The sequence below is a fragment of the Nonomuraea sp. 10N515B genome, assembly GCF_052245915.1.
Lineage (GTDB): Bacteria > Actinomycetota > Actinomycetes > Streptosporangiales > Streptosporangiaceae > Nonomuraea.
Genome location: NZ_JBQQBQ010000073.1, coordinates 35,453 through 42,204 on the forward strand (window position 1 = coordinate 35,453; position 6,752 = coordinate 42,204).

Below are 6,752 nucleotides of genomic sequence, written 5' to 3' on the forward strand. Positions count from 1 at the left end.
CCCTGATATGCCCTGCCCCTTGCAATCACCGAAAGCAGGCGAGCACTCTGAAGCCCAAGACCACCCCTTCGGCGGCCCTGCAACCGGCCACTCCATCCCCTCCCAAACCGACATCCGCCGTGTCCCCGGAACTCGTGGAGGCCGTCCGGGTACGCCTGGCCCGCACGGGCGCCGAACCCAGCGCCGCGCAGGTCGCCGTCGCACTCAGAGCCGAGAAGGCCGTTTACGGCGACGCGGAGATTCTCGCCGTGGCCCGCGCCCTCTGCGCGGACCTCATAGGCGCGGGCCCCCTGGAACCGCTCCTTGCCCGTCCCGACGTAACAGACGTTCTGGTCAACGGCCCTCGGGAGGTGTGGATCGATGACGGCAGCGGCCTGCACCGCACCTCGGTCACCTTCACCGACGACCCGGCAGTGCGCAGGCTGGCTCAGCGACTTGCGGCCGCGGCAGGCAGACGACTGGACGACGCCTCCCCATACGTGGACGCCAGGCTCGCCGGAGGCGTACGTCTCCACGCCGTGCTCCCGCCCGTCGCCCCCGGCGGCACCTGCGTGTCGCTGCGCCTGCCGCCACGCCGCACGTTCACACTGCCGGACCTGGTGTCAGCAGGCATGATCGCTCCATCCGCCATCCCTGTGCTGACCGCGATGGTGGCCGCCCGGCTGGCCTTCCTCGTAACCGGCGGCACTGGGACAGGAAAGACAACGCTGCTGTCGGCCATGCTCTCGCTGGCCGACCCGGGCGAACGGCTCCTCCTGGTCGAGGACTCGGCAGAGCTCCGCCCCCTTCACCCGCACGTCGTACGCCTGGAGACCCGCCCGGCGAACCTGGAGGGCGCGGGCGGAGTGGGTCTGCGTGACCTCGTACGGCAGGCATTGCGGATGCGACCGGACCGTTTGGTGGTCGGTGAGGTGCGGGGTGCCGAGGTGGTGGACCTGCTGGCCGCTCTCAATACCGGTCACGAAGGGGGCTGCGGCACCCTGCACGCGAACACGGCGGCGGACGTGCCGCCCCGCCTGGAGGCACTGGGCTGTGCGGCCGGCTTGAGCAGGGAGGCCGTACACAGCCAGCTGTCCGCGGCCCTCGACGCCGTCATCCACCTGACCCGTGACCGCCCGGACGGGCGAAGACGCATCGCCGAAATCTGCCTGCTCTCCAGAACGTCAACAGGCTTCGTCGCGTCACTCCCCGCCCTGAGCTTCGACACGAAGGGCAATTCCCGAATCGGCCCAGGCCACGACGCCCTCGTCCAGGCCGTACAGCGGGACACCCACTCCCGATGAGAGGAAGGCAAGCAGGCGATGACAAACACCGCCCTGGTAGCCACCGCGTTGTCCACAGCCTGCGCAGTGTGGCTGTGGACAGGCCCGACCACCGCCACAACCCGCCTAGCCAGACTGACCGCAAGCCACCAGAGGCCCCAGTGGCAGTCCCTGCGAAGGCTATTCACCCGTCAAAGCCCCGCGCGCCGAGCTCAAGCGTGGCGACTGGCCTCCATCGAACTGTGCCAGGCACTCTCTGCGGAACTGTCCGCAGGCCGCACCCCAGGAGAGGCGCTGACCAGGGCCATAACGGCAGTGGACTTCCCCGACTCCGAAGCCCTGCGCCCGATCGTCGCGGCGGCGAGAGACGGAGGCGACGTCTCCGCTGCCCTGACCGCCGCGGCCCCGCCACAGGGAGGCGAGGGCCTGCGCCAACTCGCAGCATGCTGGAACGTGAGCGTCACGGTAGGCGCAGGCCTGGCAGCCCTGGTCGAACGCGTCGCCAGCGCCTTACGCACAGCGCAGGTTCACCGCCAGGACGTCGCAGCACAACTGGCAGGACCACGCACCACGGCCAGAATGCTTGCCGCGCTTCCCGCCCTCGGCCTCCTCATGGCCGCGGCCCTGAACATGCACCCCCTCACCTTCCTTCTCGGCAGCCTCCCCGGCTTCGCATGCCTGGTGATCGGAATCACCCTCGACGCCTTCGGCCTGTGGTGGACAAACCGAATGGCCGCCCAAGCACAAGGCTGACCAGCCAACCCCCCGAACCACCCAGTCACTTCCCGATCGAGCCCAGCCAGAAGATGCGCTCGGCCAAAGCGTTCCCCAGCGCCAGTGCGACGGACATTCCTTTCCCGACGAACCTGATCGGAGTCCCGCCAATGCTCGAATTCCTGTCTGCCCTGTGCGCCGGCATGGCTACGTGGCTGTGGCTCTCCCCAAGGACGCCGCAGGAACGCCTGGCCCGACTCCGTCCCCCGCAGAAGGGCCCGGATAGCCCTCCCATCCCTCCCTCACAAGCCGTCTCGCCGTACCAAAGCCCGAACATCCCAACACCACCAAGGCCGAACATCGAACGACCCCACCCGACCTGGCTTGATCCACCTCATGACCAGGCGCGACCGATCACCCGCAAGACGATCATCACCGCCGTGTGCGCTGGATTGGCGACCGCAGCCCTCATCGGTGGCACGCTCGGAATCCTGGCCGGCCTTCTGATCACCCCCGCCGCCGGGATCTACCTCCACAAAACGAAACCGGCACAGACCCAACACGAGCACGAACGAATCACCAATGACCTACCTTTCGCCGCCGATCTGATGACCGCTTGTCTGCTCGCTGGACGCCCCGTGAGCGCCGCCGCCGAGATCGCCGCCAATGCGATCGGCGGCCCCCTAGGCGAGCGGTTGACCTGGGTGAGCAGCCAGCTACGCCTAGGTGCCGACCCCGAGCCCACCTGGGCCCTCCTCGCCAAGGACCCGGCATTGGGCCGGCTCTCCCGGGCCATGACTCGAGCAGCTCAGAGCGGCGCCCCGGTAGCAGACGTCCTGACCCGCCTGGCCGACGACGCCCGAGAAGCCGCCCGAGCCGCGTCTGTCGCCTCGGCCAGGCGCGTCGGCGTCAAGGCGGTCGCACCCTTGGGCTTGTGCTTCCTACCGGCGTTCGTCCTTCTGGGCATCATCCCGGTAATAGCCGGCCTCGCCTCGACGATCGTCCTCCCGTAGCGGTCATCCCTCGCGAAACCGCGCATCACGGCCATCCACAGACCCCTGTAATCCACAGGACTAGCACCGTCGCCCCCGCCATCCACAGAAGAGCATAGGTCTTCTGTGGATGCAGAAAAGAGAGCGTTGCGGCCCTGATCAGGGGGTTGACGGCTGTCTGACCTGCGGAAAGACGAGAAAGGCCGGATCAGGGGGTCCCATAGAGTCTCACTGGGTCTCAGTGTCGCTGACTGTTCGCGGGCCATGCACGGGCCAAGTTTCCGGGCCGTACGCTGGGGGTTTCCCTCGCGACAGGGGTCGTGCCCCAAGCCTTCCCGTCTGTCGTCGCCCACCGTCAGGGAAGCGTGTCATGGCCATGGGTGCAAGATGGAGCTATCCACTGGAAGAACGATCTTGCCCCCCTGGCCATGACACGCTCGGCTTGTCCTGGGCGATGGCAGGCGGGAAGGCGACCCCACAGCAACCCTCACGTCCCCGGAGAGGGGCGATCTTGGCCATCCCGGAGTCTGAGCCCCGCCGGAGGCGTGGGTCCTTCTAAATGGGTCTACGGCGAGTCCAGCGGGCCAGAGGCACGCATGATGGTGGCCAACCCGAGGGGGTTCCCAAAAACTTTTGAGGGGTTTGAGGGTGTCCCGTCTCAGGAGACGTGGCGTGTGTCTCACGGAACTGGCGTGGTCCCTTGAAGTTGGCGCGTCTGCCTGTTCCAGCGAGAGTCGATAACGGCTTGGCCCTGCCCACCCTCGCAGGCATCATGGTCGCCATGCCAGAATTCGTCGATCCGACCAGCAGGTTGATGACGTCGTTCCTGGCCGCGGTGGCCGAGTTCCGCGCTGACCTCGACTATCCGGTTCCCTGGTTCGTCGATGATGTCGACCCGCAGGCTCTAGTCGACCCGGCGGCCTTCGAGGCGTACGCCGCGCGCGTGCTCGGCGAACGGAATTCATCGAGCGTACGGCCCGGATTCGTGCCGATGACCACCCTGTGGTGGGTCGACCGCCAGCGATTCCTGGGCAGATTGGCCATTCGCCACCGGCTCACCCCAGCACTGGAGAAGTGCGGCGGACACATCGGCTATGACGTCCGCCCCAGCGCGCGCCGCCAGGGTCACGCGACGGCCATGCTCGCCGCGGCGCTGCCGATCGCCCGGTCCCTAGGCATCTCCCAGGCATTGGTCATGTGTGACACGACCAATATCGCCTCGCAACGAGTCATCGAAGCCAACGGGGGACAACTACTGGACATCACCGAGCAAAAGCGTCGCTACTGGGTCCCGATCACGCGGTCTTGATCCCTGTGGCTCCATGCAAAGGGCGGCGCTCCCACGTGAAATTCCATGATCATGCGCCGCGTAGTTCAAGACGTCCCACTCAGCACGCCATGATCGATGAGACAGCCATCCGCTCAGCGTCTCAATCAAGTTGGCGTCCCGCAGGTCAATGCCTCGCTCGCACGCCAAGTTCACGGAGACAGGACGGAGGGAGACTCATCACACGACCGGATGCAGGGCGACCGTTGGTGCTGGAGATCATGACGCCGGGGCCAAGACGCCAAGCTGCGGATGACGCGGGCAAGTAAGCCTCATGGGTTGGTGGGTCGATGGTGATCGCGGTGCTCTGTGACTGCTTCGGTGTAGTCCATGGTCGAAAGATCGTCTTCGGTGATCCCGAGGTCGTACATCTGCAATCTCACCGCTTCAAGTGCGGCCGGAAGCTGATCGAGGCTATCAACGATCGTCTCGATCTCCAGGAAAGTACCGTCCAGTTCGGGGACAGTAACCATGGTTGCGAGCATGGCGCGTCCCCTCGCTTGAAACTGCCAATTGACGCAGTGCTTCTCGAATGAGATGTACGGGTTGTAACCAAGGCTCCTCAGGATGGTGTCGATCGCCTCCGCGTCGGCGACTTCCGTCTCGTCCTCGGGCTTGGAATGGCTGGCCTCGTCCACCATGGGCGACTTGTGAGTCAGCAGAACGTGACGTCCCTCGTTGCTGGTCACCGTGCGGACGCGCAACTCACGGCCGATGGCAGTGAGGGAACGGTCCGAGCAGTCGTAGTAGGTGTCGCGGTAGATGCTGGTCGCGCTCGTGGCCTGATGATCCAGTGCCTCGCCGACCAGGTCGGGATCGCGGAGTCGGGCCTTCAACTCGGCTTCGATGCGCACAGATGTCCTCGCTTTCAGATGATGCGTTGAGCGGTGCGACGAGTTTGCTCGAACAGACGACGAAACCCTCGGTGGAGAGCCCCTTGGGGAGTAGGTGCGAGCTTGTAAACGGCGGATTCGTGCCCCTCCCACTTCTGGCCGAATGCTGACACGTACTGGATCTCATCCAAGGTGATCAGCCGCCAGACGGGGAAGATGTTGTACCTGTAAACCTCAAGGGTGAGCGATGGGGCGATGGTGCCTAGCTCCCTCAAGCGGGCCTCAGCAAGGTGGATACCGGCAGAGAAGGATTCGGGGGTTTCGTTGATCTCCTCGGCCCGGCGAGCAGCAGCCTGACCCTCAGGGGAGAGAAGTAGCACACGAAGAGTGCGAGGGACATCGGGTTCCCCGATCAACTCGGGGCGCAAGAGAGAGTCGTTGAGACCGAGTATTCCCAGTCCCCGGACGGCGAGGACGTCGATAGCCGTGACGTGGCGCGCAGCAGCACGGATGTCCTGGGCCGCCGTTGACTGGGACGGGAATGTTTGGATGATCTCCGCTCGCCCGACTGGGCCTAGGTGATCAAGGCCAGCCGGGTGCTGGGGAGCAAGCCCAAACATCAGTCGCGCCTCGTCGGGCATCCCTAGACCCTCGGCTACCCGCTCGTACGTCTCCATAGCTGTGATCGTGCGGACGCCGCGCATTACTTCACTGACCCTGCCTTGCAGCATCCCGGTCGCGATTGCAAGGCGAGTTTGAGTTGCGCCGTGATGCTTCGCGAGGGCGAACAACGCGCGTACATCCCTTGCCTGAAGCGCGGCTCTGGTGCTCGGGAGCCTCCACGACCGGAGGGGAATGACGATTGGGTCATACAGCGGAGCGCTCACTCTGACTCCTGTCCCGGAAGCAAGTAAGCAGAGTATCTCACCATGAGATACCACACGTGAGATGGCAGCGCACGCCTTTCACGGGGATCGTCATTACGCAGTAGGACGAAGGGTTGGGCGTGGGGCAGAGCATTGTGCCTCCCAACGAGCCCATCCAGTCAGGGGCGAGAGAACGTCACAAAGGCGGGAGCCGCAGGCGCTAGCACGCCGTACGGCTCCCTCGATCAGGAATCGAGGTCCTGACCTATGGCACAGGATATGGCCAGTCCAGAAGCGCGAAACAGCGGTAAAGGTGGCTCGGCGGCGCTGGATGCGGATCTTCTGGGGCATCGGCGGCCTGTGGGCACGGTCTCCAATTTCGTGTCCGGGTTCATGGCGGTCGCTCAGGAGATAAACCCGAACGTGCCCAATCCAGCACGGATGTACGATTACTGGCTCGGCGGGAAGGATCATTTCCCGGCCGATCGCGAGGCCGCCGATCGAGCCTCTCTGCTGAACCCCCATGCGAAAGCGTGTGCTCTGGCCAACCGGGCCTTTCTTCGTCGAGTGGTGCGCTATCTGGCAGAGCGGGGCGTCCGACAGTTCCTCGACATCGGAACGGGACTGCCGTCTCAGAGGGCGTTACGCGAGTTGATGTCCGCTTCGTCGCTTGCGCTGGATAGTGCAGGCTGGTCAGGGCAGGGTTCGCCGGGCTACGGGAGCGGTTGAGCGAACAAACCCGGCTCGTTCTCCACGAG

Annotated in this window: 7 protein-coding genes; 5 read left to right on the forward strand and 2 right to left on the reverse strand. The window is 65.2% G+C overall.

The genetic code is table 11. From position 1 onward, the window contains the following. The first annotated feature begins 119 nt into the window (after positions 1–119). The 4 genes from ACTWQA_RS50915 to ACTWQA_RS50930 all read left to right on the forward strand — a co-directional run bounded on the left by ACTWQA_RS50915 (position 120) and on the right by ACTWQA_RS50930 (position 4,277). Positions 120–1,283 carry a TadA family conjugal transfer-associated ATPase gene (locus ACTWQA_RS50915; RefSeq protein WP_443166038.1) on the forward strand — a complete coding sequence of 388 codons (1,164 nt, stop codon included), beginning with the start codon at positions 120–122 and terminating at the stop codon, positions 1,281–1,283. Positions 1,284–1,301: 18 nt separating this feature from the next. Further along, a complete protein-coding gene (locus ACTWQA_RS50920; protein ID WP_443166039.1) occupies positions 1,302–2,015 on the forward strand; it encodes a type II secretion system F family protein in 714 nt (237 codons plus the stop codon). 131 nt (positions 2,016–2,146) lie between these two features. Continuing rightward, positions 2,147–2,989 (forward strand): type II secretion system F family protein, encoded by an 843-nt coding sequence (locus ACTWQA_RS50925; protein WP_443166040.1) that lies wholly within the window; start codon positions 2,147–2,149, stop codon positions 2,987–2,989. 724 nt (positions 2,990–3,713) lie between these two features. Further along, positions 3,714–4,277 carry a GNAT family N-acetyltransferase gene (locus ACTWQA_RS50930; protein ID WP_443166041.1) on the forward strand — a complete coding sequence of 188 codons (564 nt, stop codon included), beginning with the start codon at positions 3,714–3,716 and terminating at the stop codon, positions 4,275–4,277. A gap of 290 nt (positions 4,278–4,567) precedes the next feature. Here ACTWQA_RS50930 and cyaB read toward each other — a convergent pair whose 3' ends face one another. Together cyaB and ACTWQA_RS50940 are read right to left on the reverse strand one after the other, a co-directional pair. Continuing rightward, a complete protein-coding gene (gene cyaB / locus ACTWQA_RS50935; RefSeq protein ID WP_443166042.1) occupies positions 4,568–5,149 on the reverse strand; it encodes a class IV adenylate cyclase in 582 nt (193 codons plus the stop codon). A 14-nt stretch (positions 5,150–5,163) separates the two neighbouring features. Then, positions 5,164–5,805: a hypothetical protein gene (locus ACTWQA_RS50940; protein WP_443166043.1), complete on the reverse strand. Its 642-nt coding sequence runs from the start codon at positions 5,803–5,805 to the stop codon at positions 5,164–5,166. A 456-nt stretch (positions 5,806–6,261) separates the two neighbouring features. Between ACTWQA_RS50940 and ACTWQA_RS50945 the strand changes: the two genes are divergently transcribed. Further along, positions 6,262–6,723, forward strand: coding sequence for an SAM-dependent methyltransferase (locus ACTWQA_RS50945; RefSeq protein ID WP_443166044.1), 462 nt, complete (start codon positions 6,262–6,264; stop codon positions 6,721–6,723). Positions 6,724–6,752: the final 29 nt, after the last annotated feature.

Coding starts and splice junctions, on each gene's coding strand:
- ACTWQA_RS50940 (WP_443166043.1), bottom strand. CDS start 5,805: ATGGAGACGTACGAGCGGGTAGCCGAGGGTCTAGGGATGCCCGACGAG.
- ACTWQA_RS50925 (WP_443166040.1), top strand. CDS start 2,147: ATGCTCGAATTCCTGTCTGCCCTGTGCGCCGGCATGGCTACGTGGCTG.
- ACTWQA_RS50920 (WP_443166039.1), top strand. CDS start 1,302: ATGACAAACACCGCCCTGGTAGCCACCGCGTTGTCCACAGCCTGCGCA.
- ACTWQA_RS50945 (WP_443166044.1), top strand. CDS start 6,262: ATGGCACAGGATATGGCCAGTCCAGAAGCGCGAAACAGCGGTAAAGGT.